At 42.4% G+C, this 25,001-nt stretch carries 22 protein-coding genes; 9 read left to right on the forward strand and 13 right to left on the reverse strand.

Going from position 1 to position 25,001, the window contains the following annotated elements; translation table 11 throughout:
• Window positions 1-28 precede the first annotated feature (28 nt).
• From AFM12_RS12225 to AFM12_RS12245, 4 genes are all read left to right on the forward strand, one after another.
• On the forward strand, window positions 29-1,420 hold the full coding sequence (locus AFM12_RS12225; RefSeq protein WP_055148592.1) for a purine-cytosine permease family protein: 1,392 nt from the start codon (window positions 29-31) through the stop codon (window positions 1,418-1,420).
• 144 nt (window positions 1,421-1,564) lie between these two features.
• A complete protein-coding gene (locus tag AFM12_RS12230) occupies window positions 1,565-2,743 on the forward strand; it encodes a thiolase family protein (protein ID WP_055148594.1) in 1,179 nt (392 codons plus the stop codon).
• Between the two features lie 112 nt (window positions 2,744-2,855).
• Window positions 2,856-4,190, forward strand: coding sequence for a PhoH family protein (locus AFM12_RS12235; protein ID WP_055148595.1), 1,335 nt, complete (start codon window positions 2,856-2,858; stop codon window positions 4,188-4,190).
• A gap of 565 nt (window positions 4,191-4,755) precedes the next feature.
• A complete protein-coding gene (locus tag AFM12_RS12245; protein ID WP_055148599.1) occupies window positions 4,756-5,337 on the forward strand; it encodes a Crp/Fnr family transcriptional regulator in 582 nt (193 codons plus the stop codon).
• A gap of 3 nt (window positions 5,338-5,340) precedes the next feature.
• Here the strand turns inward: AFM12_RS12245 and AFM12_RS12250 are convergent, their stop codons facing one another.
• Entirely contained in the window at window positions 5,341-6,045 is a 705-nt protein-coding gene (locus AFM12_RS12250; protein WP_055148601.1) for a DUF4386 domain-containing protein, read from the reverse strand.
• Between the two features lie 2 nt (window positions 6,046-6,047).
• Window positions 6,048-6,212 (reverse strand): hypothetical protein, encoded by a 165-nt coding sequence (locus AFM12_RS19840; RefSeq protein WP_165492346.1) that lies wholly within the window; start codon window positions 6,210-6,212, stop codon window positions 6,048-6,050.
• Window positions 6,213-6,399: 187 nt separating this feature from the next.
• On the opposite strand from AFM12_RS19840, the gene AFM12_RS12255 reads away from it, so the two are divergent.
• Window positions 6,400-7,017 carry a hypothetical protein gene (locus tag AFM12_RS12255; protein ID WP_055148603.1) on the forward strand — a complete coding sequence of 206 codons (618 nt, stop codon included), beginning with the start codon at window positions 6,400-6,402 and terminating at the stop codon, window positions 7,015-7,017.
• A 9-nt stretch (window positions 7,018-7,026) separates the two neighbouring features.
• On the opposite strand, the gene AFM12_RS12260 is transcribed toward AFM12_RS12255, so the two are convergent.
• From AFM12_RS12260 to AFM12_RS12270, 3 genes are all read right to left on the reverse strand, one after another.
• Window positions 7,027-7,569, reverse strand: coding sequence for a TetR/AcrR family transcriptional regulator (locus AFM12_RS12260; RefSeq protein ID WP_055148605.1), 543 nt, complete (start codon window positions 7,567-7,569; stop codon window positions 7,027-7,029).
• Entirely contained in the window at window positions 7,566-8,069 is a 504-nt protein-coding gene (locus AFM12_RS12265; RefSeq protein WP_131458346.1) for a DUF8051 family protein, read from the reverse strand. Before AFM12_RS12265 ends, AFM12_RS12260 begins: the two co-directional genes overlap by 4 nt.
• 146 nt (window positions 8,070-8,215) lie before the next feature.
• Window positions 8,216-10,369: a T9SS type A sorting domain-containing protein gene (locus tag AFM12_RS12270; protein ID WP_055148609.1), complete on the reverse strand. Its 2,154-nt coding sequence runs from the start codon at window positions 10,367-10,369 to the stop codon at window positions 8,216-8,218.
• Between the two features lie 159 nt (window positions 10,370-10,528).
• On the opposite strand from AFM12_RS12270, the gene AFM12_RS12275 reads away from it, so the two are divergent.
• The gene (locus tag AFM12_RS12275; RefSeq protein ID WP_055148611.1) at window positions 10,529-12,235 is read left to right on the forward strand and encodes a GMC oxidoreductase; all 1,707 of its coding nucleotides are present in this window, start codon (window positions 10,529-10,531) and stop codon (window positions 12,233-12,235) included.
• Between the two features lie 3 nt (window positions 12,236-12,238).
• Entirely contained in the window at window positions 12,239-12,832 is a 594-nt protein-coding gene (locus AFM12_RS12280) for a gluconate 2-dehydrogenase subunit 3 family protein (RefSeq protein ID WP_055148613.1), read from the forward strand.
• A gap of 43 nt (window positions 12,833-12,875) precedes the next feature.
• On the opposite strand, the gene AFM12_RS12285 is transcribed toward AFM12_RS12280, so the two are convergent.
• The 5 genes from AFM12_RS12285 to AFM12_RS12305 all read right to left on the reverse strand — a co-directional run bounded on the left by AFM12_RS12285 (window position 12,876) and on the right by AFM12_RS12305 (window position 17,374).
• Window positions 12,876-13,868, reverse strand: coding sequence for a hypothetical protein (locus AFM12_RS12285; RefSeq protein ID WP_055148615.1), 993 nt, complete (start codon window positions 13,866-13,868; stop codon window positions 12,876-12,878).
• Window positions 13,869-13,938: 70 nt separating this feature from the next.
• Window positions 13,939-14,874: a sugar phosphate isomerase/epimerase family protein gene (locus tag AFM12_RS12290; RefSeq protein WP_055148617.1), complete on the reverse strand. Its 936-nt coding sequence runs from the start codon at window positions 14,872-14,874 to the stop codon at window positions 13,939-13,941.
• 61 nt (window positions 14,875-14,935) lie between these two features.
• Complete coding sequence (locus tag AFM12_RS12295) at window positions 14,936-15,658, reverse strand: 3-keto-disaccharide hydrolase (protein ID WP_216598513.1); 723 nt, start codon at window positions 15,656-15,658, stop codon at window positions 14,936-14,938.
• Between the two features lie 240 nt (window positions 15,659-15,898).
• Window positions 15,899-16,816: an SMP-30/gluconolactonase/LRE family protein gene (locus tag AFM12_RS12300; protein WP_055148619.1), complete on the reverse strand. Its 918-nt coding sequence runs from the start codon at window positions 16,814-16,816 to the stop codon at window positions 15,899-15,901.
• A gap of 6 nt (window positions 16,817-16,822) precedes the next feature.
• Entirely contained in the window at window positions 16,823-17,374 is a 552-nt protein-coding gene (locus AFM12_RS12305; RefSeq protein ID WP_055148921.1) for a hypothetical protein, read from the reverse strand.
• Between the two features lie 218 nt (window positions 17,375-17,592).
• Here AFM12_RS12305 and AFM12_RS12310 point away from each other — a divergent pair, with 218 nt between their 5' ends.
• Complete coding sequence (locus tag AFM12_RS12310; protein WP_055148621.1) at window positions 17,593-18,198, forward strand: 3-keto-disaccharide hydrolase; 606 nt, start codon at window positions 17,593-17,595, stop codon at window positions 18,196-18,198.
• Between the two features lie 36 nt (window positions 18,199-18,234).
• Here AFM12_RS12310 and AFM12_RS12315 read toward each other — a convergent pair whose 3' ends face one another.
• Both AFM12_RS12315 and AFM12_RS12320 read right to left on the reverse strand, forming a co-directional pair.
• Window positions 18,235-20,154 (reverse strand): DUF3858 domain-containing protein, encoded by a 1,920-nt coding sequence (locus AFM12_RS12315; RefSeq protein WP_055148623.1) that lies wholly within the window; start codon window positions 20,152-20,154, stop codon window positions 18,235-18,237.
• Between the two features lies 1 nt (window position 20,155).
• The gene (locus tag AFM12_RS12320; RefSeq protein WP_055148625.1) at window positions 20,156-22,129 is read right to left on the reverse strand and encodes a DUF3858 domain-containing protein; all 1,974 of its coding nucleotides are present in this window, start codon (window positions 22,127-22,129) and stop codon (window positions 20,156-20,158) included.
• Window positions 22,130-22,326: 197 nt separating this feature from the next.
• On the opposite strand from AFM12_RS12320, the gene AFM12_RS12325 reads away from it, so the two are divergent.
• On the forward strand, window positions 22,327-23,601 hold the full coding sequence (locus AFM12_RS12325; protein ID WP_055148627.1) for a sterol desaturase family protein: 1,275 nt from the start codon (window positions 22,327-22,329) through the stop codon (window positions 23,599-23,601).
• 124 nt (window positions 23,602-23,725) lie between these two features.
• Here the strand turns inward: AFM12_RS12325 and AFM12_RS12330 are convergent, their stop codons facing one another.
• A complete protein-coding gene (locus AFM12_RS12330) occupies window positions 23,726-24,985 on the reverse strand; it encodes an MFS transporter (protein WP_055148629.1) in 1,260 nt (419 codons plus the stop codon).
• Window positions 24,986-25,001 lie beyond the last annotated feature (16 nt).

Raw genomic sequence — 25,001 nt, forward strand, 5'->3', positions numbered from 1 at the left:
CCACACGTTTAACCCTAACAAAACAAAAATGGCAGAGGAAAATTCACAAAATGAAGAATTTGAACGTCAACCCGTTCCTCAAAAATCCTGGAAAGACTGGCGGAGCTTCCTTGGAATGTATGCCGGCGAACATGCCGCAGGTACCGAATTTGTCATCGGGCCGCTCTTTTTAACCACCGGTGTGAGTGCCTTTGATCTGATCGTCGGCTTGATTGTCGGAAACCTGCTGGCCGTCTTGTGCTGGCGTTTTCTAACCGCCGAGATTGCTGTCAAAAACCGACTTACCCTTTATTTTCAACTGGAAAAAATCTGTGGGAAAGGGCTGGTGAAGTTTTATAATGTCGCCAATGGCGTCCTCTTCTGTTTCCTTGCCGGTTCCATGTTTACGGTTTCAGCTACGGCTGTCGGTATTCCATTTAGCATGGAAATGCCGAAACTCACGGATACGATGCCGAATGGCCTGACCTGGATTTTGATCGTGCTGGTGCTGGGGGCAATTACCACTTGGATAGCCGTCAAAGGCTATCAGATGGTCTCAAAAGCCGCAAACTGGATGTCACCGGTAATTATTCTCGGCTTTCTGATTGGGGGATTCGTGGCCCTAAAACAACTGGGCGTTAGCTCCTTTGGAGAGTTTTGGGATATCTGGGGAGAAGGCGGAGAGCCGTTTCCGGGTCAGATCAAATATACGTTTTGGCATGTAGCCATCTGGAGCTGGTTTGCTAATGCGGCTATGCATGTTGGCATGTCTGACCTTTCAGTCTTCCGTTATGCGAAATCGCCAAAATCAGGCTGGACAACCGCTGCCGGTATGTATGTTGGTCACTTTATGGCCTGGATTGCAGCGGCTTTATTATACTCTGTCTATCTACAGTCTACTGAGGCTCAAGCCATGTTGGCAGCTGGTGAAGCTCCTTCTGTGGCACCTGGTCCGTTGGCGTACAGTGCCATTGGCGTATTTGGTGTTTTGGTGGTATTACTTGCCGGCTGGACCACCGCCAACCCGACCATCTACAGAGCTGGCCTTGCTTTTCAGACTTTATTCCCGAACATGAAAACCAGTTGGGCCACTATTCTGGCTGGTGGAATCGCCACGGTTGCCGGTATTTTCCCGGCCTTTGCGATGAAATTGTTGGATTTTGTAGCCGTTTATGGTTTCATACTGGCTCCGGTGGGTGCCATTATCTTTTTTGATGAATACTTGAGCAAAAAGTGGAATCTTATCCCTCGTTTTGCTGAGGCCAAAGGACTCAACGTTAACTGGGCCGTAATGCTGGCCTGGGCTGTTGCGGTAATTGCCTTTTATACCTATTCGGTATCTACAGGCACTTTCCTTTCATTCCTGACTTTACCGGCCTGGCTTTCTTGTGGAGTCTTGTTCCTATTGCTTAGCAAATGGACCCAGAAAGGACATTCCTGATGAAAGTTGATTGATATGAAGAAAGGCGGCCTTTTTGGGTCGCCTTTTTTTATACTCAGGCCCAAGCTAAAAACCATCAATCACAACCATGATTTTGCACTTTGATGATTTTATGAGGACATTGCCACCAGAAAAACAAAACCTATGAAGACCGTCTATATTGTCGCTGCCAAAAGAACCCCGATCGGAAGTTTCGGAGGAGTATTTAAAGATTTTTCTGCTACTGATCTTGGGGCCAGTATCGTGAAAGGGACGTTGGAGGATGCCGGCATCAAACCTGAACTTATCGAAGAACTTTTCTTTGGAAATGTGGTACCCTCTAACCTCGGTCAAGCTCCGGCACGACAGGTAGCGGTGAAGGCCGGTCTTGCTCAGTCTACTCCTGTTACACTCATCAATAAAGTTTGTGCCAGTGGAATGAAAGCCACTATGATCGGAGCTCAAAGTATTCAACTTGGCTTGAATGAAATGGTTGCCGTCGGCGGAATGGAGAATATGAGTCAGATTCCGTTTTATTTGGATAAAGCCCGTTTTGGCTATGGTTATGGAAACGGACAGATGATTGACGGACTAGCGAAAGATGGTTTGACAGATCCTTATCAGGACAAAGCGATGGGTTGTTTTGCAGATGCTACCGCTGAGCGATTTGAACTTACCCGTGAAATGCAGGATGAATACGCCATTAATTCCTACAAAAGAGCAGCCGAGGCCTGGGCCTCAGGAGAATTTGCCAAAGAGGTTCTTCCGGTCGTACTCAAAGATCGCAAAGGCAATGACGTGGTGATTTCAGAGGACGAGGAATACAAAAAGGTATTCTTTGATAAAATACCGAATCTGAAACCTGTTTTTACCAAAGAAGGGACGGTTACGGCTGCCAATGCTTCAACTATCAATGACGGAGCTGCTTGCCTGATTCTGGCTTCGGAGGAAGCAGTTGAAAAGCATGGGTTGAGACCTATTGCAAAAATTTGCTCTTCAGCGGATGGAGCCCGTGAGCCGGAGTGGTTCACCATTGCTCCAATATTAGCCGCAGAAAAAAGCCTGGAAAGAGCTGGTTTGAGTCTGAGTGATATCGACTATTTTGAAGTCAATGAAGCTTTCTCGGCTGTGCCCATGGCCTTTGCAAAGCATTTTGATATTTCACATACTAAAATGAATGTCAATGGTGGAGCCGTTTCTATTGGTCACCCCTTGGGCTGCTCCGGTGCACGGATTTTGGTCTCTTTGCTCAATGTATTGCAAAGCAAAGGGGCTAAGAAAGGCATGGCCGCTATTTGCAATGGTGGGGGCGGTGCTTCTGCGATGATTGTTGAACTAATCTAATATTTGGTCATTTAGCTAAACTTCAAATTAAAATTCTTGATTATTCAAGTGGGATATACTAGCTTGTACTCGATCACAGAGATGATTTCGATTTACGGCTTAATAATCCCTTATGACCAAGAAGAGAGCGAAAGGCAAACTGTTTGTGTTGGACACTTCAGTTTTGTTATTTGACCACAACTCCATCCAGAACTTTGAGGAAAATGATGTGGCCATCCCTATCACAGTTCTTGAAGAACTTGATAATTTTAAGATTGGCAACGATACCAAGAATTTTGAAGCCCGGGCGGTAATTCGCTTTCTTGATAAGCTCTCAGGGGTCGGTGGACTTGACAACTGGATTAAAATTACTCCTAAAAAGGGACGGGTAAAGATTGTTATGGCCACTGATGGCCTTGAGAAGGATGCTACCAAAATTTACGGCAGCGACAAAAACGACCACAAGATCATCAATTCCGCCCTTTCCCTGCAACAGGAGTTCGGCGAAAAGAATGTTACCCTCGTAACCAAAGACATCAATCTTAGAATAAAGGCCAAGGCTATTGGACTCAATGCCGAGGATTACCTCACCGGCAAGGTGAAAGACATGGATACGGTCTCTGAGGGAGCCTCGTCTTTCAATCAGCTGGACTCTGAGATTATCCATGAGCTTTACGCCAAAGGTCGTATTCAAGAAAACGGGATACTAAACGGCTCAAAAGTAGCTAATGGCTATTATGTGTTGAATAATTGCTCGGAGTCGGTGCTGGCTCGTTATGATGCCGTGGACGACATGCTGGAGCGGGTGGAAAAAGCCTATGCTTATGGTGTGAAGCCTAAAAATGCCGAGCAGACCTTCGCCTTGGATGCCTTGATGAATGACGAAATCAAACTCGTGGCAGTACAAGGTGTTGCCGGAACAGGGAAAACTCTTTTGGCTTTGGCCGCAGCTTTGGAGCAAAAAAATAAGTATGACCAAATCATTCTGGCAAGACCAATTATTCCACTAAGCAATCGTGAGATCGGCTTTTTGCCGGGTGGGGCAGAGGAGAAAATCTCTCCATATATGCAGCCTCTTTTTGATAACCTGAAATTCATCAAATCGCAATTCAAAGGCACTGAGAAGAGAGCAAAGGTGCTGGAGGAGTTGGAAGAAAGCGGAAAGCTAACCATTACTGCTTTGGCGTTTATCCGCGGCCGTAGCTTTGCCAATGTGATGTTCATTGTAGACGAAGCCCAAAACCTTACCCCACATGAAGTCAAAACCATCATTACCCGGGCAGGCGAAGGCACCAAAATTGTGTTTACGGGAGATATTGCTCAAATAGACACGCCATACATGGACGAGCAGTCGAACGGACTTACCTACCTGATCGACAAACTCAAAGGCCACCCACTCTTTGCCCATATCAAACTGGAAAAAGGGGAACGTTCAGAACTGGCGAATTTGGCGAATGAGATGTTGTAGGGGTAGGTAGCAGAGTCCATCACGGAGGTTACGATAAAGGAAGAAGAATGGCTCAAAAAGAGACTAAGCATCTCATGGGTACTCCTAATATTTAGGTTATTTAAGACAGGAAGTATTGGTAATTTTGTATTGAATCAAAATGTTCCATTATGTTTTACAAGCACCTAAATAAAACTGAAAACCTAAAGGGAGTTTTTTCCTTTGCAAAGACTGTTGAATTTGGAATCGATACTATTCTTTTAAATACTTCAACAAAGGATATCTCGATTTCTAGGAATTACAGAATGAAAATCGAAGAGTCAAATGCTTATGAAGGTAGACTTAAAGATGAATTTCTAGAATTTCTCAAAATTGAGCACTATGGTATTTATTCAGAATATTTTAGAATGAAATAACTGAAAGTATTTCCAAAGCACAGTCTCCCTCATGGATCCTGCGGATCCGATACTAAAATAATCATTATACTTTACCAAGTTTAAAAACCAGCAAAGTCTACACCTCAATTATTCATTTCAGAGCAGTTACGAATAGAAAACCAATTCGGCATAAGTGTTAACTTAGGGGGATGAAAGAAGAGTTTAGAAAATTCATGTCTGCTTATCCGTTTCTAAATGCCGATGAAGTGGACATCATTGTGGAGCACACACAATTGAAGACTTTCAAAAAAGGGACGATACTTCTTCGGGAAGGTGATATTGCCAAAGAATGCTATGCCGTAATAAGGGGATGCGTCAGGGAGTACCTCTTAAAAGACGGTCTGGAACGTACCACTGCTTTTTTTACCGAAGGGCACGCTGTCAATTCTTTTTCCAGTTACACGAATCAGATTCCATCCAAACACTTTCTAGAATGTGCAGAGGACTGCCTGCTAACGGTAGGCAACCAATCTTTGGTGGACGAAATGTGCGACCGAATACCACGACTCAATGAATTCATCAGATCAGAAGTGGAAAAAGATGCCGGAAAGCTTCAGGAGAGAATGGCCGCTTTTATGACCTCCTCTCCTGAAGAACGTTTTGCTGATTTACAGGAAAACAGTCCAAACCTTATGAACAGAGTGCCTCAGCATCAAATTGCCAGTTATTTGGGTGTCACTCCGGAATCTCTGAGCCGAATTAAAAAACGAGTACATACCAAAAGGAAATAGCTATCAACCGTTTATTTCGCTTCTCCTGTAGCCTTTGATCAGCAGCCAGAAGGCAAACCAAAATTCGGCAGCCACCGCCAAAACCAACAAGCTGGAAAATGTAAGACTCAGCCATTCTGCCTCCAGAAAAAGGAGCTGAATAATACTGTCTCCACCATAACCGATGCCTCCAATGAGCATGGTTATGCCGAGGTATTTGGGGACATTTCCTGAATTGCGAATCACGAAACCAAGCGTAAACAGATGAATCGCGAAGAATACTTGCCAGGCCAATACACCATAGTTATGAAGCTTGAAAGACAGTAAGGTCAGTGATTCTATTTCCGGCTGACTGAATGAATTCATAAAATCCGGCTTTTGCAGAAGAATGGCAGGTACCATATAAATGACCAGATTTACTCCCATAATGATAGCCATGGCCATCCTTGAAAAAGTGGCAATGGTCATCCCCGTTTCGTTTTCAGCTTTGAAAAGTTGATAAAGAATTACGGTCAGCAGAGTCTCCATGATAAGTACTGCAATATCCCCGGCAATTCCCCATTTAAAGAGATTTTGGTTGTTTATAAGGTTTTGGAAGGTCAGCGATGCATCACCATCCACTACAATTTCCGTTGGCATATAACCAATGCTTAATCCACCTACCAGGGCTATGATGAGGTACAAAAGACCTGCTGATTTGGAAGAAATTTTTGCTTGTTTAAGAGTCATGGCTATTTTGTTTCGTTTTCTGGTTCGTTCTTTTTAACTGAATAAATACCAGCCCCCAATGCCAGACCAAGACTTAGCCAGAGGGCAATATTTTCTGTAAAAAAACCGATGGTAGCTCCAAGGATAAGGCCGAGCAACACCGGAAGAGGTTTGTTAAGTTTTTGCATATTATTTTTAATTCTAAACTTTGTGCAAAGGTCCTACCTCCTGCTATCTTGTGCATTGACTTAAGATAAGAATTGAGTAGATAGCCTCTTATTTAGATTCAAATCTGAGATAGGAAGGAAGTTGATTAACCCGCAGCGACTTGAAACATGTAGAACCAAAAAGAAACTTTAACCAAAACCATTGCCCATGGGACTGATCATCAAAAACAGAAGACATTTAATGACCCGACTCCCTTTGTGGATCGTAGTGATTTTATTGATTGGTTTTTCGCCGGCCGTCATCGGTTTGCTGGGCGAAATATTAGATTCAGAATCCTGTAGGTCAGGAGATTGTATCTGGACTACAGTCCCCTACTTTTCCATGTTTACGGTCCCGGTGGCCTTTATCATTTTGGTGGTGTTTCTTATCATTGTCATTATTGATTCTATCCAGCTTTTTAAATCGAAACAAGGGAACTCAAAATCGGCTGAATTAAACTTTATCAGTCTCTTTGAATCGCAAAGCGACGACATCAAGGTCTCGATGAGCTTAAGGTTCAATGAAAAAAGGCAACTGATTTTTGAAGGTTTGGATACAGGTCCCAAAGTCAAAGAACTGAAAGGAGGCCTGGATTACGAATACAAATACACGCTGGAACCAACCGAAGTGGCGAAACTGGCTACTGTTCTTGGCATTAAAATGGGAGACCGAACAGGCCTTTTGCTGGCCCTTAAAGAACGGTTCCATGAAAATGATGCATTCTCTAAATTCGGAGTTTTTATGGATGAAAACGATGTGAAGTACGAGACGTTTTTCTGGGAGTGATTGGATAGTCTATTCGGAAATTTCCTCCAGAAGCATTTCAATGTTCTGTTCTGGGTGGATGGCCAACAGAAACAGTAACCCTTCGTATGTAGCAATCATTTGTGTGGCTTTTTTCTGAGCTTCCTTTGAATTGTCTGGTGCCTGAATTATCAATTGTTTCAGTCTATTGTAAAAATCCCTAACCGTCGTTTTGAAGTCGGCCAGTAAGGAGTATGCTTCAAAATACATGATGTAGTACCTTGACATACCTTCTGTAGTGAGAGCTGTGATTTGAGGAACAAAACTCAAATAAAACCCACGAATTTCGTTTTCAATTTCTGAAAGAGTCAGATTGGCCTTCTCAAACCGTTCCCAGTCCACGGATCTGTAAAACGAAAGGAAGTAGCGTTCAATGACCTCTTGGTACAGCTCACTTTTACTTTTGAAATGATGATAAAAGGCCCCTTTTGACATACCAGAGGCCTCAACGAGTTGCCGCATGGAAGTATGATGATATCCGTGGTTAATAAAAACCTGAAAGGCCACTTCCAATATTTTGTCTTTTGTTTTCATGTGTTTGCTGTCATTGCCGACTTTGTTGCGAAAATAATAATCCCCAGCCCGATAATCATAGCGGCAGCGATAATCCAATAAATCGTATTTCCTACAGGCGAAGAAGGGCCTTCAGTTTTCTCCTTGTCAAATGCTTTGAAGGCATACAAAGACAAAGGAATAGAAAGAATGGTGCCGAAAATCTCCAGAGATAGAAGTGAAGTAGGCATAGGACTGGGTGATTTAGGGAAAATCTCGGCAAGGTCAATTACATAAACAATAAAATAGCCAATGCTGCAGAGAAGTGAGGCCATGAAGGCCCAGCGTTGTTTCCGAAAAACAAAATAGGCGAGAAAAAAGCTGATCATGCCTAAGGCTGTCAGAAGGATATTGAAAGCCCCTAAAATCATCGGAGAGATATGCGAGAAGTCGCGGGATTCAATAAATCCGCCAGGCACCATAAGTGTTAAATTGACAGCAGATAAGACAAGTAGGGAAGAGATAAGTGTTGGTGTTTTCATAAAGATTTAAATAAAACCGACCGTTCGGTATGTAAAATTATAAAAAATTCTGCCAAGACCAGTTTTCTGTCTAATTTTTTAAATCGGCGTATTTGAGGATCTAAACCGAATTCCTGCCGGCTTGAATGTTTAGGCCATGAAGAAACCTAAAGCACTATGAGTTTTTTGGTAACCAACGTTGTCCCAAAATTCATTCTCAATACATAAGTTCCTGGGGTAAATAAATTTTGATCCAGTCGAAATGTTTGGTCGGCTGAGATCGCATTCTCCGGATAATGAGAGACCCGTATTCCATTTAAGTTGTAAATATCAAGATCCTTCAATTTTTCATTTTGTAAACTCCTGATTTGAATGAATTGAGTGGCAGGGTTCGGGTAAATCGAGAGCTCAAAGTCCTTTTCCGATGAAAGTATAACTTCGCTGGTATCCACGACAATGATATTTTTAGTCACAATCTCGGAACCACAGAAAAGTGGCTCATTAAATCCACCACGTAATTCATTTCGTGGATGATGTTTATAGCGGTCAACAGATTGCGAAACACATTGAAGAGAAATCAATGTATTTTCTCTATCAATTATTCTTGAGAAGTCCTGAGCACCTGAAAACTCTTCAGTAGAGTCAATAGTAAAATAGGGGACATTATTGGTGCAGCTGCCATTGAAAATCATTTCATCCCCCACAAACTTTGGATCATTCAAAATGTTTATGACGGGGTTTTCTGCATTTTCATTATCCGGGTATTCAAAATACACTTCTTCTGTCCTTACCTTACAGTTTCCCTGAACAATCTCCAATTGATAATAATGATCAGGCTCTGCGTCATAGATTAGGGCCGACTGTTCAAGTACCCCATCTTTATACCAGTTATAGGTAAAGTCTGAATTAATATATATTGGAGAATAAGAGGCATTAATAGGGTTATATACCGGAGCATAAACTTTGATTCCATTAAACATAGCAAAGAACTGATCTAATACACCATGTGCTGGCATGCACTCTGTTGGGGTTAAGGAAATTGGATTGGGCTGTGGTTTTAACCGGCAGCGACCTTCATCATTTTCAAGCCTGAACAAAACAGCTTCACTGAATTTGAAATCGATATGATAAACAAAAAGGGATTCATCGTCATTGATCAGAAAGTCTTTAATATACCCTCCGGGAAAGCCTTTTTGCCATATCAGTTGACCTTGCTGGCTGATTTTTAGTAGCGTTTTGTCAACCGAGAGATAGATAAAATCACCGGAATTGCTGAGTTTAATATTCTCAAAAGGGCTTTCAAATTCTTTTTCCAGTATCAATTTACCATTCAAATCGAACAACCCGAAGCTGTTTGATTTTTGAATAATAAGGCGGCTATCCTTTAGGAAAATCTTGTCGGCATTCTGTAAATTTTCAGGAAGATTAAAACGGCCGACCTCTTGTAAGTCATTGGCATAATAGATAATCTGATTCTGATAAAGTGCTACAAACCCGTTGGTTTGTTCATCGGCCAGCAATAACTCGCTTACTATTGAAGCGGCCTTACTTTCTCCTGTTCTTGCAGAATAGAAAATAATCTTTTGAGGTTCCCAGCTATTAAAACTGTTGTCTTTCCCGTGCTGCCACAGATTAGCTGGAAGTTCAACAGAGTGGGTGAGAAGACTATAAGTGTTTGTTGTAGAATCAAAACGATGGACGCTGTAACCATTTTTAGTGATGAGCATACTTCGGTTACCGATATTCTTTACGGAAAGTAGAGAATCGCTTACAGTACTGGAACTGTCCAAAGTGCCGCTATTAAGGTCATAATAATCAATTGAGAACCCTTCTTCTTTATTTCGATAGGTTACCAGCGAGTTTCCATCAATTCTTTTCCCTTTTAGGTTCTGTACATCAATAGCAAAGCTGGAAATTTGATTTAGGGAGTAGTCAAAAATGAAAACACTATCACTTTTCAGGAAAGAAAAATTATTCAACATAATAATTCTATCGCTTTGAATAGTCGGGTTTTCTGAGGGTTTAGCGTGATAACTGTTCAGCTCAAAACCCTTTCTTATAGTTAAAGTTGTATCATTCTCGTGCAAACGGCCTTCCAAAAAGAAATAGCCAGGAGGGCTGATAGTGATATTGAACTCCAGGCAGCTGTTGTTTTTGATAGTCTGAATTCGGTCGGGGTATGTGAAATATGGTCCCCACCTGAATCCATGACTTTGACCTAGCATTTCCATGCTTATAATGGCAGGCGGGTCCATTTGAGCGTTTTGGGCATTCACCAAAACAGGAATGAAAAGCAGGAGTGCGAATAGTTGTCTTTTCATGAGAGTGTGTTTTCAAGAGTTGATTTAAATGTAATGCTTTCTGAATGAAAGAGGTTGTCTCATTTTGAGAAATCATTTGAATCAACCCTAATTTTCCACAAAACTTGATCCACGCTAAATTCTTTTAGTACATTTAAATCTTCTAAAAAGAATAGATCAATGGCGAATTTTAATATCGACGCGAAAAGCAACATGACCTATGATGCGATCGTGATCGGTTCTGGTATCAGCGGTGGCTGGGCAGCGAAGGAATTATGTGAAAAAGGCCTCAAAACCCTGGTTCTGGAGCGTGGACGTTTGGTTGAGCATATCACCGATTATCCAACCATGAATAATGATCCCTGGGATTTGGACCTCCGTGGTGCGGCCTCGGTAGATGATATGGCTGACAGGCAGGTGGTGGCCCGTTCGGGCTTTGTCGGGGAAAACAACAAACACTTCTACGGCAAAGACAGCGAAAACCCATACCGTGAAGAAAAGCCTTTCTTATGGATCAGGGCGAATCAGATGGGTGGCCGCTCGCTACTTTGGGGAAAACAAACTTACCGCTGGTCTGACCTCGATTTTGAAGCCAACCTGAAAGACGGTCATGGTGTTGACTGGCCTATTCGTTATAAAGATATCGCTCCATGGTATACGCATGTAGAGAAGTTTGCTGGTATCAGTGGTCAGGCCTTGGGTTTACCTCAATTGCCTGACAGCCACTTCCTGCCTCCAATGGAGATGAACTGTGTGGAGAAAGACATCAAAGCCCGCATTGAGAAGGAATTCCCGGGACGTGTGATGACTATCGGACGGGTGGCCCATTTGACAGAGCCACTCAATGGTCGAGGTCAATGTCAATCAAGAAACCGTTGCGATAGAGGTTGCCCTTACGGAGCTTATTTCAGCAGTAATGCCGTGACGCTTCCTGCGGCTAATGCCACAGGCAATCTGACGATTAGGCCTTTCTCAATTGCCTCTGAAATTATCTATGATGAAGAGCTGGGCAAAGCGACTGGTGTACGAGTGATTGATTCGGAAACCAAAGAAACGGTTGAATATTACGCCAAGATTATTTTCTGTAATGCCTCAACCATCAATACCACACAGATTTTATTGAATTCTACTTCAAATCGTTTTGAGAACGGACTAGGCAACGACAGTGGTCAACTGGGACACAACCTGATGGATCATACCTACCGGGTGGGTGCTCATGGAAAATTTGATGGTCATGAAGACAAATACTATAAAGGTCGCCGTCCAAACGGAATTTATATCCCGCGTTACTGGAACGTAGATGAGAAAACCAATACAGATAAATTTGTGAGAGGTTTCGGTTATCAGGGACGTGCCGAGCGAAGCAACTGGGGTGCCGGGGCAAATCAGGAAGCCTTCGGTGGAGAGTTTAAAGATTCGCTCATGACACCGGGTGACTGGGAGTTTTTCATTACCGGTTTTGCTGAGTGTTTGCCGAATTATGAAAACAAGGTCTATCTGGATAAAGACAAGCTGGATCAGTGGGGAAGACCAACACTGGTGCTCGATGCCGAATTCAAAGAAAATGAGCTGGCCATGAACGAGCAAATTCAGATTGATGCTGTAGAAATGCTTGAAAAAGCGGGATTGAAAGACATTGTTGGTTTTGATAATAAGCACGGAATGGGGTATGGCATCCATGAAATGGGGACAGCCCGAATGGGTCGTGATCCCAAAACTTCGGTGCTGAATGGAAACAATCAGGTGCATGCCGTAAAGAATGTTTTTGTGACGGATGGAGCTTGTATGACCTCATCGAGCTGTGTCAATCCATCATTGACTTATATGGCCATTACAGCCCGTGCCGCCAATTTCGCAGTAGAAGAACTCAACAAGAAAAACCTGTAAATCATGCAAAGAAGAGAAGCACTAAAAAAATCAGCAATGGCGGCCGGGTCTGCTTTTATGGTACCCTCCTTATTTGCCCTGTTACAGTCTTGTCAGGAGACTTCCAGGCTGAATTGGAAACCACAGTTTTTATCCGTGAAAAATGCCGAACTGGTCTCCTCACTGGTGGATACCATTTTACCAAAAACAGAAACTCCGGGAGCTCTGGAAATGAAAGTGGATATGTTCATCGACCTGGTGTACGGAAAACTCAATACTAAAGAAGGTCAGGAAGGCATGGCTGCCGCTATGGAAGCTTTTGATGCCAAGGCAAAGGACAAATATGGTAGCCGTTTCGCAGACCTAAGTCCTGAAGACAAATCAGCGATGCTCAAAGAGGAGGAGGCTAATTCTCCGAAGTACAACGGCTCCATCTGGGGAACACCCGCAGGTGTTCAGGAACCCGTCGGTTTCTACCGAAGCTTGAAGTCACTAGCCCTTTGGGGGTATTTTTCGTCAGAGGAGGTGGGTAAGAATATTCTAACCTATGATCCGGTTCCCGGGCCTTATCAGGGATGTATTCCGCTGGCAGATGTCGGTAAAACGTATAGTTTGTGATATTGAGAGAAAGGCCATTCCTTAAAGGGGGTGGCTTTTTAGTTTAGATTTTGCTTTGCAACATTTCCAGGAACTCCTCTTTTTGGTCAATAAAAATGGCCAGAGAAACACATTCTTTTTTTGAGCCGTAAAAGCTGGTAAACTGAATGTGTTTTTTGAAATGTAGAATGAGATTGTAGCTGTCGAGGTCTCCAAGAGGGGAAAGTTGAACAGTATTTTTATCCAATTCCATTGAGTTTTTTGAGGGTTCAATTCTTTCGATCTGATCAAATCCAATATTGGCCTCTGCCATAATTCCGTAGGGGAGAAAGAGTCGGTTGTTCTCAATGCGAATTGGTCTTTTACTCAAAGATTTGGCAAAGCCCAAAATCTGTATTCCACTGTAAACACTCAAAACTGTCAGAATCCACGCAGCTACGATACTCCAACGCCCGAGAAGTAAATGAAAGGCAATGGTTTCAATACCGACTAGACCGACAAGAGCATATAGGAGAACTGCCGTTCCTGTGTTTTGATGATAGGTGAATTCTTTTGGTTTAACTTTTCTCCAGTATAGAAGGCCATAATAAAAGGTGGCTAGCTCAGTCGCCAGAAAAACGCTCAATTTCGGCGGTAGAATTTCAGCAGTGGCTTGCTTTAGAGCCTGATAGAAATCAAGGTGTTGTTCTTTGATTTTAAACGCTTTTCTCGCCTGATAGATTTTGGTTGAGACATAGGTCAAAGCTCCCAATTCAATGACGGGAGCAATCCACTTTTTGACAAAATCAAGTGAATTTTGCTGATCTTTTGGAAGGATTAGCGTGGCAATGACTAAGCCGATCACAAATACAGGGATTACCGTGGTTTTGGGAATTGTCCCTTTGCGAATCATCAAAAAGTATATGGCTGGTATGGTCAAAGCCAGATCTATGACAATGGCTTCAGGTAGGATCGTTTTGTGAAGACTAGCTGGGGGTAAAAAATAAAAAAAGGCCATTACAGCCCATAAAGAAAGAAGAATTGAGAAGATCGAAAAATACCTGAATGAGCTGCTCATAAGTCTGTTAAAAAGTAGTTCATAAAGGTAGGCAGACTGACCCGAAATGCCAGATCAGTCTGATAATCTCTTAGGCTATCGCTTTCGCCACCACCTCTTTCATCTTTTTCAAACCCAAAGCAGCAGCTTCGCTGGCATCCATTTTCCAGACGTCTTCATTGAAAATTTCCAGGGAAAGTACAATAGGCACACCTTTATCATTCAGCGTATTTAAGATTTCTCCGAAAGGGGCGTCTCCGTCACCTGGTAAAACCCGCATTCCATCTGTCAAATCTGCTTTAGGAGTGCTGCCAGGGTAGTCGTTCATGTGGAACATCTGAATTTTACTGCTATTGATCATCTCAAGAGCTTCAAAAGGGGAGCCACCACGGCGAAGGTGATAAACATCAGGCAGTATCACAGCATCAGGATGACCGCTTTCGGCAGCCACAAACAGCGTTTCTCCGAAAAGATGAAGATTGTGTGAGAAACCCCATAGCTCTAATTGAGGTAAAACCCCCATTTCTTTTCCTAGCTCGCATACTTCATGGAATCTTTCCGCGGCTTTGCGGAGGTCAATATCCGGTGGATTTGTCGCTCCAAACGGAGGGGCAGCAATACGCTTACAGCCAATCTGAGCCAGCAAATCCATTTCCATTTTGATCTGATCCATAGCCTTACCACGCTCTTCATCATTATCGACAATCCAGGCGGCAAAACCGATGGAGTCTTCAATGACAATACCGAGGTCTTCCGCTTTTTTCCGAACATCAGCAGTTTTGCCTCCGTCTTTGAGGTATTGTTGCAGGGTTCGCATCCATATTTCTATTCCGTTATAACCCACTTTTGCGGCTGTTTCTATCTCTCCCATAAGCCCGAGATTTTGACGCATAATTGTGCTCGTATTGAGGCAAAAAGAGAAGTTATGCTTTTTCTTTTTGGCTTCTTTGGCAAAGCCAACCTGACTTCCGGCAGCGAAAGCTGCAGCTCCGGCTAAACCGGACTTAATGACGTTTCTTCTATTCATTTATATGTTAATAATTAGAGGTGGTTTAAATTTTGGTGGTTGAACTCGTCTAAACCTGAACTCAAAAATCTGTATCCGGTTCAGTGAAGTCTTTTTCTTCGATCCAAATATTGCGGTAAAGCACATCGTGACCTTCAGCCTGAAGTTTTAGACCACCTAGTCTATTTGTGATTCCTTTTCCACCGTCGTTTCCTCCATCAAGGCCAGAGTTTTCTCCACCCCAAACCTGATTGATTTTGACATTGGTATGTGCTTTGGCACCGTTGAAATAGACCGTTGCCATAGGCTTCTCGGTTAACTCACCGTTTTCATCAAAACGTGCAGCTCTGAACTGAATATCGTAAGCGTTCCATTGACCGATTCCTTTATATAAATGGTAAGGAGAGGGAGTTTCGTTGATGATAGCTCCCATTCCATGCGAAGTGGTGTCTCCATCCAAAACTTGGATCTCATAGCGGTTTTGAAGATAAACACCGCTATTACCACCCGGTGTAGCCACAAAAAACTCCACATGAGCTCTGAAGTCTTTGAATTTATCTTTGGTTACAATATCCGCCGAACCGTATTTTCCGCCTTTACCTCCCGGGTCGTTTGAACTGACCACCCACTGGCCGGTTTCCTGATCTTCTACACTCATCCATTTGATGGGATATTCCCCTGAGAAACGAGGTCCTTCCCAGTATTCCCATTTTTCATCAAGCATTTCGCGGGTTCCGTCGAGGTACATTTCAGCTTCATCAGTTGGTTTGGCACCGACACCCAAAGCCAGAGCATCTTCCATCATATTGTCCGTTTCGGTGCTTGATTCTCCGCTGCTTTGACATTGAGAAAAGAACAGGCTTGAAGCAAAGGCAAGACTTGCTGCCGATAAAATTTTCATCTGTATAAAATTTTTAAGTCATTGAAATTTAATGTCTTAAAAATTTTAAGACATTCAGGAATTCACTAAAAAATTTCATCATCACCGGTTTGTGAAATTTGTGATGAGGAAATTTTATGTTCATTTCATAGGTTCAAGGGGTTTTTATTTGGCTCCACTGACGTTCATACGCAGGGTATAAACCGACTTTGAAGCTGTTATGAATAATGTTTTTCGATCTTTTCCTCCGAAGGTGATATTGGCCGTCCAACCCTCGGGTACATCTATTTTTTCAATAATTTCTCCAACAGGATTATAAATAGTTACGCCTCTGCCTACAAGATATAGATTACCCCGTTCGTCAACGGTCAATCCATCAGAGCCTTGTTCGCAAAAGAGTGTTTTGTTGGTAAGTGATCCATCAGACTGTATTTCATATTTGTAGGTTTTTTGTCCTCTGATGTCAGTGATGAAAAGAGTGTTGTCTTTGCCCACTATACCGTTTGGCTGTACAAAACCATCTGCGGCAATACCGATTTCACCGGAAGGTGATCGGTAATAAACCCGCATCTCCTTCTGTTCCATTTCGGTATGTTTCCAATAATCTCTCTTATAAAAGGGATCGGTAAAATACATACCTCCAGTGCCATGTACCCAAACGTCATTTGGACCATTAAAACGCATATTATCCCAGTTTTTGGCAAGCACCTCAACCTTCTTCTTTTTAGAAATTTTCCATAGTTCATTGTCGGCGTCGGCACAGGCAATCAGATTTCCTTCGCCATCGAAGAACAATCCATTAGCACGGCCACTGGGCTCCATATAAAGGCTGAGTTCTCCTTTTGCAGAGTATTTCCAGATGCGGTCATTGGGCTGATCAGTGAAGTAGACATTCCCTTTTTTGTCAACGGCAGGGCCTTCGGTAAAGGCAAATTGGTCTGAAATCAGAGTGAGTTCTGCTCCTTCGGCTATTAAGCCGGAGGATTGGCAAATTGAGACATAGGACACAAGACACAAGACACATGACAGGAAACTGGTTAAGAAAGTCTTATGTCTGTTCTTTTTTTGAATTTGGGTTGACATTTTTAGTTAATTGTTTGGAGGGGAAATCATGATATGAGCTCTGTAGCTTCCCGGAAACATGATCCAGGGACCACCAGCAACCATGGGTTTAGTAGGAAGACCTGTGCTCTCGGCTGTGGCCCATGGGATATAAACTACGTATCGAATGTTGGCTTCTTCTTTACTGGGACCGCTTAACACAGCAAGGGTAGACGAACCTTCGGGCATTTTTAATTTGCCGTTTTTGGCTTCCTCTTCCCTGATTTGTTCTACTTCTCCACGGTCTTTTCCTTCAGCCCTGAGTTCACGGCCACGAGCCATGAAAGGTTCAAGGTCTTTGTGGTAGCAGGCAACACTAAATCCCTCTTTGCCGGGATCGTCGGCCAGGCACACCTGAGCATTGGTTCCTTTCTTTATTGTTATGAGATCACCATCTGAGTTGTATCCAAAGACGGTGGCTTCCTCGCGATCAGCGGCATCTAATGCCAGTACAGCATCGGCGATTTGCTGCTCAACATTAGGAATCTGGGCTCCACATTGAAAAATGGTTAAAGCCAAAAAGCCAAGTAAGTATTTCATTCGATAGGGTTTTTGTTTCAATTTAAAAGGAATAATCCCTTTCTGCAATACAGCAGAGATAAGAATGGGGCATTTGGTGATGAAAATCAGGATTTCAGTTTTGGTCAAATAAACATTTGCTTTTGGTCTATAATTGAGGAGTGTGGTGTGCGGTGTTCAAATCATATTTGTACCTTGAAATTTCATTACAAACTTTAATTACCCTTTAGTATAGTACGATGAGAAAAATTTATCTTCTTCTTGTTTTGATTGGATTTGCCGCTTGTCAAAGCACGGCACAAAAAAATGGATATACTTCCCTTTTCAATGGGAAAAACCTGGATGGCTGGACGATTTATGGAACCGAAAAATGGTTTGTAGAGGATGGGCTTCTGGTTTGCGAAAGTGGACCCGATAAAGGATATGGTTATCTGGGCACGAATGAAACTTTTAAGGATTTTGAGTTAAGTGTTGACTTCAGGCAACAGGCCAATGGAAACAGCGGGATCTTTATCAGATCTTCGATTGAAGGTACCAAAATTACCGGCTGGCAGGCGGAGGTGGCTCCTCCGGGTCATGATACCGGTGGAATTTATGAATCGTATGGCCGAGGCTGGCTTATCAAGCCTGACCCTGAAAAGGATAAGTACTTAAAAATGGGCGACTGGAATACCATGAAAGTAAGAGTGGTAGGCCCTAAAATTACTACCTGGCTAAATGGCCATGAGATGATCACGTTAACCGATGATAAAATCGGTGCTGCTGAAGGCTCAATTGCCCTCCAAATTCATGATGGAGGTGGCATTAAAGTCGAATGGAAGAATTTGATGGTGAAGAGACTGTAGAGAATAAACGCCGGGCCCTAGACTCGGCGTCTTCAATTAGGTACCCCCGGTCAAGAAGACCACTCTGGCTCTGTCGGCCCGGTTAATATCTTTGACAAACTCAAGCCACTTTTCGTAGTCTTCTTTTTCATACTCTCCACCTGCTACACTTACTTCACGATGATATTTCAGAATATTTCCCTCCCGGGTATAAGAATTCTGGTATCTGCCAAAAATACTCTCAATACTTGCCTCTTTAGGTAAAGTTTCAATTGTCAGGCCTTCGGGTAAATGGAAAATAATGTCATCCGTATCCTCAAACGTAAATGAGCTGGGATTCAGAAAGAGTTTGGTAATCCTCTCTTCAGTTTTTGGTGGTGTCTTATAAAAGTTAGAAAGAATATTGGTCTTCAGAAATATCCTTTTGCCGGAGGTAGAAGCCAGTTTTCTGACCTCTACTTCGGCTTTCTCTGTGATTGTCGGAATCTGTTGCTTTTTGAGCTGAAAGCTGAAATCTTTGAGATCAAAAGTTGGAAGGTCTATAGAACTTTGAAGAAACTTCCGCTGCTCGGTTTCATCCATTTGACTTGAAACGTAGGCCCTTCTGTCATGCTGAATGCCTCCGTATTTTGAGTCAATTTTCACCTTGGCTTTACCATCTTTCTCCAGCCAAACTTCGGCCATTCGATGTTGAAAATTATCTTTTGGTTCATATTGAATGGTATTAACCAATTTGCCACTCTCAGGTTTTATAATTAATGCTTTTCGGTTTCCGGTAAAATCTCCGAGGTAGCCAGCAGACTCTGTTTGGCTGGTGCATTCAAGCCATAATGTATCTTTTTCTACTGGTACGCAGGCTATAACATGATTAAACTGCATTGAAGGGAAATCTTCAAGCGAGGGATCATAATAGCCACCGGCCTTAATGAGAGCAGGGTAGGCCTTGATGCCAATAGTTTTCAAAAGGGCTATTGTATAATTTGTCAGAGCTTTGCAATCACCAAAACCCTTCTCAGCCACCTCAGTAGCGGTCATACTCTGCCATCCACCAATGCCCAGCTGAATGCTCACATATCTGGTGTGCGACTGCATGAATTCGTAAGTGGTCTTTATCTTTTTATAATTGTCCATTTCAGGTTTTATCAAAGCCTTAAGCTCATTCACTTTTGAAACAGGCAGATGGTCTCTACCTTCATTCAGATTGGAGTAGAAAGCAGAAATATCTTCCCACTGCTGAAAAACGCCTTTATAGTTTTCAATTTCAAAGTTTTGGGGAGAAGCATAAACTTGGGGAAGCTGATTTTGGTGAGAGTATTCCTCAAACTTAACAGGGCCATAGTTTTTAATCTCCCATGATTTCATGAAGGGATTTGTGGTCTCTTTGATAACCTCCGGCAAATCGGTATTAACTTCTTTAAATCTGAACGGGATACCTTCTGTTTTAATGACAAAAGAGGAGGAAAGTACTTTGACATCTTCACTTCTTAGTGGTATCCAGCTTGGATAAAAGAGCATGTTTTTATCTTCTTTCTCATAGCTGAATTCCACTACATAGGGATAGTCATCAGGCAAAGACTCAAACTCTCCATATTTTACCATATTATCTGTAATGCCTGATTCGTACTGCCCCAGACCTACTTTTTCGGTATCTCGTGTTTTAATTTTATCAAGCTTATCGGCGTTTTCGTCATAGAGGTAGCCCTCAATATTTTTGACTTTTGAGAATTTGTCATAATTGGCTGAAATGTATGCGAAATCTTCCGCTCCTGATTCGTTGAAAATCATGACGGCCCAATGTCGTTTGATCAAAGATTGACCCTCGTTTTCGACAAAAAAATCTGTTTTATCAAACAAAACGACGGCATCTACATTTTCGGTTTGTTTAGCATGAATGAGTAATTGTTTATTGACTACCTGAGCAATACCGATTGATCTGGCCGTAACCAAAAGAAAAAATACAAGTACTGTTTTTTTCATTTTATTCTTCAACGCGGTTTAATACAATTTGCTCGGCATGTTTCTCCACAATAAGGTCATAAAACTCTCTCAGGTAGGCATATTCCTGTGCGGAGTATTCTGATTTAAATAGGTTTAACCTTGAGAACACGGTAAGTTTACCATTTTGGTTCTGGACGAAATACATAAATTTTCCTCCTTTGTCAGGAAGCATCACGGTGGCGGGTTTAGGGAGCTCTTCAACAATGAAGCCCTCCGGAATGACGTACTCGGCTTTTACCATCTGGTTAGTGACATGGCCAAAATCCACAGGGAACTGTCTTTCTTTTCGCATAAACGGATTGTCTTTTATCTGACCCGTCATGAGGGGGGAGAGATAAATAATATCCGGCATTACTCCGCCATCTTCTTTGCTAAACTTGTATGAAATGGTGGCTGCCTCGTCAATATTCTCAATATTAGAGGATTGAAAGTCACTGATTTCCCATTCTGAGTGGTTCTCCCTGATTTTCTCCTCAAACTCCTCATTATCCATTTCTTCAAATGTTTTTCGAAGCAGATTAGCTGGGTAGCCCAGTTCATTAGTAGTATACGTGCCACTGATAATTCCGTCATCGGGATTGATGGTTGCCGAAATTTCCTCATACTCGTAATACCCTTGTGCAGACTCCAACGGAACAAATTCATTGCCGAACTCAGATATTTCGCGACCAAACCCATTGATACATATTGCTGGGATTACTCCCATTGGTAAAAGGGGGTCTGTAATGTCAAAGAGTATTTTTTTGCCATCCAGATTAACGCAGGCCATGGTGTAATTAAACTTATCCATGAGCGGGTACACGGTGTTTATACGTCCGTTATTCCTGGTGCTCAAAATTATTGGATTCGCACTGAAACCTGCACTCCTTAAAAAGGCGTTAGCCAACAGGTTTAATTCAGAAGCCGTACCTTCTTTTTCAGAATGAACTTTTCGCATGTTTTCCTGAGGAAACAAACCCACAGTTTTATTCCACTTATAGTTTTTGACCAAATAGGCATGGATGGCTTTCAACTTTTCAGATTGGTCTTCCATTGTGGCAAACTGTGCCACCTCTTCTTTCAAGAAACTTTGATTTAATAGGCCTTCACCCCATCGGTCAGATTCCAGCAAGGTTTTATCCAGTTGTTCCCAGGTTGTATTATAGTCTTTTACCGGTTGGTTGGGGAAAGAGATAGATGAAAGCTCAAACTCTACTTTAGAAACATAGTCACTTGAGGTAGTGATATAGGGTTCATCTTTAAATGCAGGGGCATTGCCTACGGCAAAACGATATTTCATTGCGTTTGCCATCAAATCGGTCCCCTGAATAGTCATACTTATTTGCTCCCTTTCATTAACGGTTAAAGGCAGGTAGCCACCCATGATAATCTGATAATAGAAATAGGAAGGTATAGTAATATTATATTCGCTCCACACCACAGGTTTGTCACTCTGGAAACTCCATGTACGTGGCTTGTTGTAAGTATTTAGGGGTGTTTGCCTGATATAAGTATATTCAATAATGGAGCCCACTTTTACGTCAGGAAGTGAAAACTTTTTCGTGGAAAATCGTTCTCCCCGATCATAGTAGACTTCTTTTTTGCCGAGTTTAGATTCCACTACTTCTCCGTTTTCAAGATTATAGGTAGCTCCTTTTATCTTATAAATATTCTCGCCGGAGGTACGGGATTCGTCAAAGAAGTTAACATTTATGGAGGCTTCATCCAGAGCAGATTCTTTTAAAATTTTCTTTCTGACATGAACCAAGGTTTCTATCTCAAAACCGCGGGAGGGGGAATATATAAATTGGGAGTCACCGTAATCGTAGAGCACGATTGATGAGGCGGTACTATCAAGATTACTGTATGTCTGGGTGAATTCTGAAGGTTTTACTTCGCCAAATTCGAGTTCCTGGGCTTGTGCCAAACCGCAGAATAGCGTTAGAAGTAGAAGGAAATTGTGTTTCTTCTGCATATTGAAATGGGTGGAATAATTAATATTGTGTCGACCCAATTTAGTGCATTTTTTGTACCAAAAGTCAAAAAGGTTATGCCGAAGGGTTCTCTTTTTTTCAAATGCCAGTTAAATCAGAGTGATGCATGACATCATTTTTTTGTGCTAAACGTTTATAAATCATAACTTTGACTTCTAATACTCTGCAAGCATACTAAATGGAGACTTACGCTCAAATATTGATTTATGCCTCGCCGGTTTTCTTTATTCTGGTAATGGGGGAGAAGCTATATGGCAAGTTTGTGAAAGGCGATGATTTCAAAAGCATGGACATGATTTCCAGCCTTAGTTCCGGGTTTACCAATACGCTGAAAGATGTCTTAGGTATCGGTGTTTCATTGTTGACTTACGTCTGGTTGGTTGAAAAAGTAGCCTTAATTCATATTCCGTTTACCTGGGTGAATGTGGTCATCGCTTTTATTGCCCTTGATTTTGCCGGGTACTGGGGGCATCGCCTGAATCATCAGATCAATTTTTTCTGGAACCAGCATTTAATTCATCACAGCTCTGAAGAATTTAACTTAGCCTGTGCTTTGCGGCAAAGTGTTTCTGATCTCATCAAATTCTTTACTATTTTCCTACTTCCGGCGGCTTTGTTGGGAGTTGATCCGAAGATCATTGCCATTGTGGCTCCCATTCAGCTTTTTGCTCAGTTTTGGTACCATACAGTTTATATCGGGAAAATGGGATGGCTTGAGAAAATCATTGTGACGCCTTCTCATCACAGAGTTCATCACGCCATTAATCCGGAATATATTGATAAAAATCACGGCCAAATTTTCATCATTTGGGATAAACTTTTCGGAACCTTTCAGGAGGAGTTAGACGATGTGCCTGCGGTTTATGGAATTACACGTCCTGTTCGTACATGGAATCCCATCAAAATCAATTATCAGCACCTTTGGCTGTTGATCAAAGACGCCTGGCGAACAAAAAACTGGATGGACAAACTGCGGGTTTTCTACATGCCAACGGGCTGGAGACCAGCCGATGTTGAGGCCAAATACCCCGTATACAAAATTGAAGATCCGTATCATTTCGAGAAGTATTATCCAAAGCTCTCAACCGGTATGCAGACTTGGTCATGGATTCAGTTTTTCAGCACTTTTGCCTTCTTGATGTTATTTTTCAATGCTGTACCTGATTTGAACCTTACTGAGCTATTCACGTACGGGTTCTTTCTCTTTTTTAGTGTTTACAGCTATACTGAACTGATGGATAAGAATCCCAAAGCCTTTTGGCAAGAGTTACTCAAAAATGGTTTTGGTCTGTTCCTGTTTATTCAAAACGGACAGGCCTGGTATTCTTTAGAGAATGGAGGGATGGCTTTAAATCTTATATTCCCGGTTTATTTCATTGCGGCTACGTTGGTCACCGGTTATTTCGTCTTTAGAGAGATTAGAATTGCCGGAGTAGTAAGTACTAAGATTTAAAAAAAGCAGCTACACGGAGTGTAGCTGCAAGATCTTTTTCATGGCAATAAAATACTCTACAAAACTAGTATACTAACGCTAAAGCACAAACGCAATTTCTACTCTTTTCTATACGTATTTTTACCTATTCTTCGAGGTAATCAAGGTCCTTCCCGTGGGTTTCTTCGATAGTCAGGGTACTGACGAAGCCAATGAAATAGGCTAAAAGCCCAACGGCCGCACCGGCCATAATCACCCCGAAATCTGGTTTGAAGAGTGTGAATAGTCCTGTCATAGCAGGCAAAGCACCTCTAACCATGTTTGGTACAGTAGTAGCCGCTGTAGCTCTGATATTAGTGCCAAACTGCTCTGCACCTACAGTGACAAACATTGCCCAGTAACCTGTACCCAGACCTAACCAAACACAAATGGCATACATAGCCCAGGCTGATTTAAACCCTGCAAAAAGAAATAAAAGAACCCCGGCTGCTGAAAATGCCATCATCCAGAAAATAGCTTTTTTCCGGGAATTTAACTGATGACTTATAAAACCACTTAAGAAATCACCAGCTGATATACCGATGTACGCCCACATTACGGCATCTCCGGGGTTTAGAGGCTCTTCAATGCCAAGAGCTACGCCAAATTCATTGATGAAATAGGCGAGAATGCCGATACAAAACCAGGTAGGAATCCCGATGCCGATACATTTGAGGTATTTAATGAAGCGATCCCAATTGGTGAAAAATGTTAGGAAATTACCTTTCTGAATTGATTTATCATGGGTGATGTTTTTGTACATCCCACTTTCAATAACCCCAACGCGTAACAGTAAAAGTGCAAAACCCATGGCACCGCCAATGAAATAAGCGATAGTCCAGTCGCCTGATAGCCGTACGGTAAAATTACCCACCACAGCTCCTAGAAGCCCTATGCCGGCAACAAGCGATGTGCCTATTGCCCGTAAATTTTTTGGTAAACTTTCTGAAACTAAAGTGATACCTGCCCCAAGCTCACCGGCAAGACCTATACCCGCAATAAACCTTAACCATTTATACGCTTCCACTTTATCCATAAACTCAATCTGAGGGATAAGTCCGCAGGCAATGTTCGCCAAAGAATAGGTGATAATGGAGCCGAAAAGAACAGAAAGTCTTCCTTTTTTATCCCCTAAAACACCCCAAAGAATGCCACCGAGCAGCAAACCAATCATCTGGTAGTTCAAAATGTCTTTGCCAAATATGCTGACTTCCTCATCAGAAAGCCCGAGGCTCTTGAGGCTCGGAATCCTCACAATTCCGAAAAGCTGCATATCATAGATGTCAACGAAGTAGCCGAGGGCGGCCACAATGACCGGCAGACTGAGCAGTTTTTTCCAGTCTTCTGAATTGAGCTGAATAGCCATAGTTTATTACAGGTTT

The sequence above is a fragment of the Jiulongibacter sediminis genome (genome assembly GCF_001306455.1).
Taxonomy (GTDB): Bacteria; Bacteroidota; Bacteroidia; order Cytophagales; family Spirosomataceae; genus Jiulongibacter; species Jiulongibacter sediminis.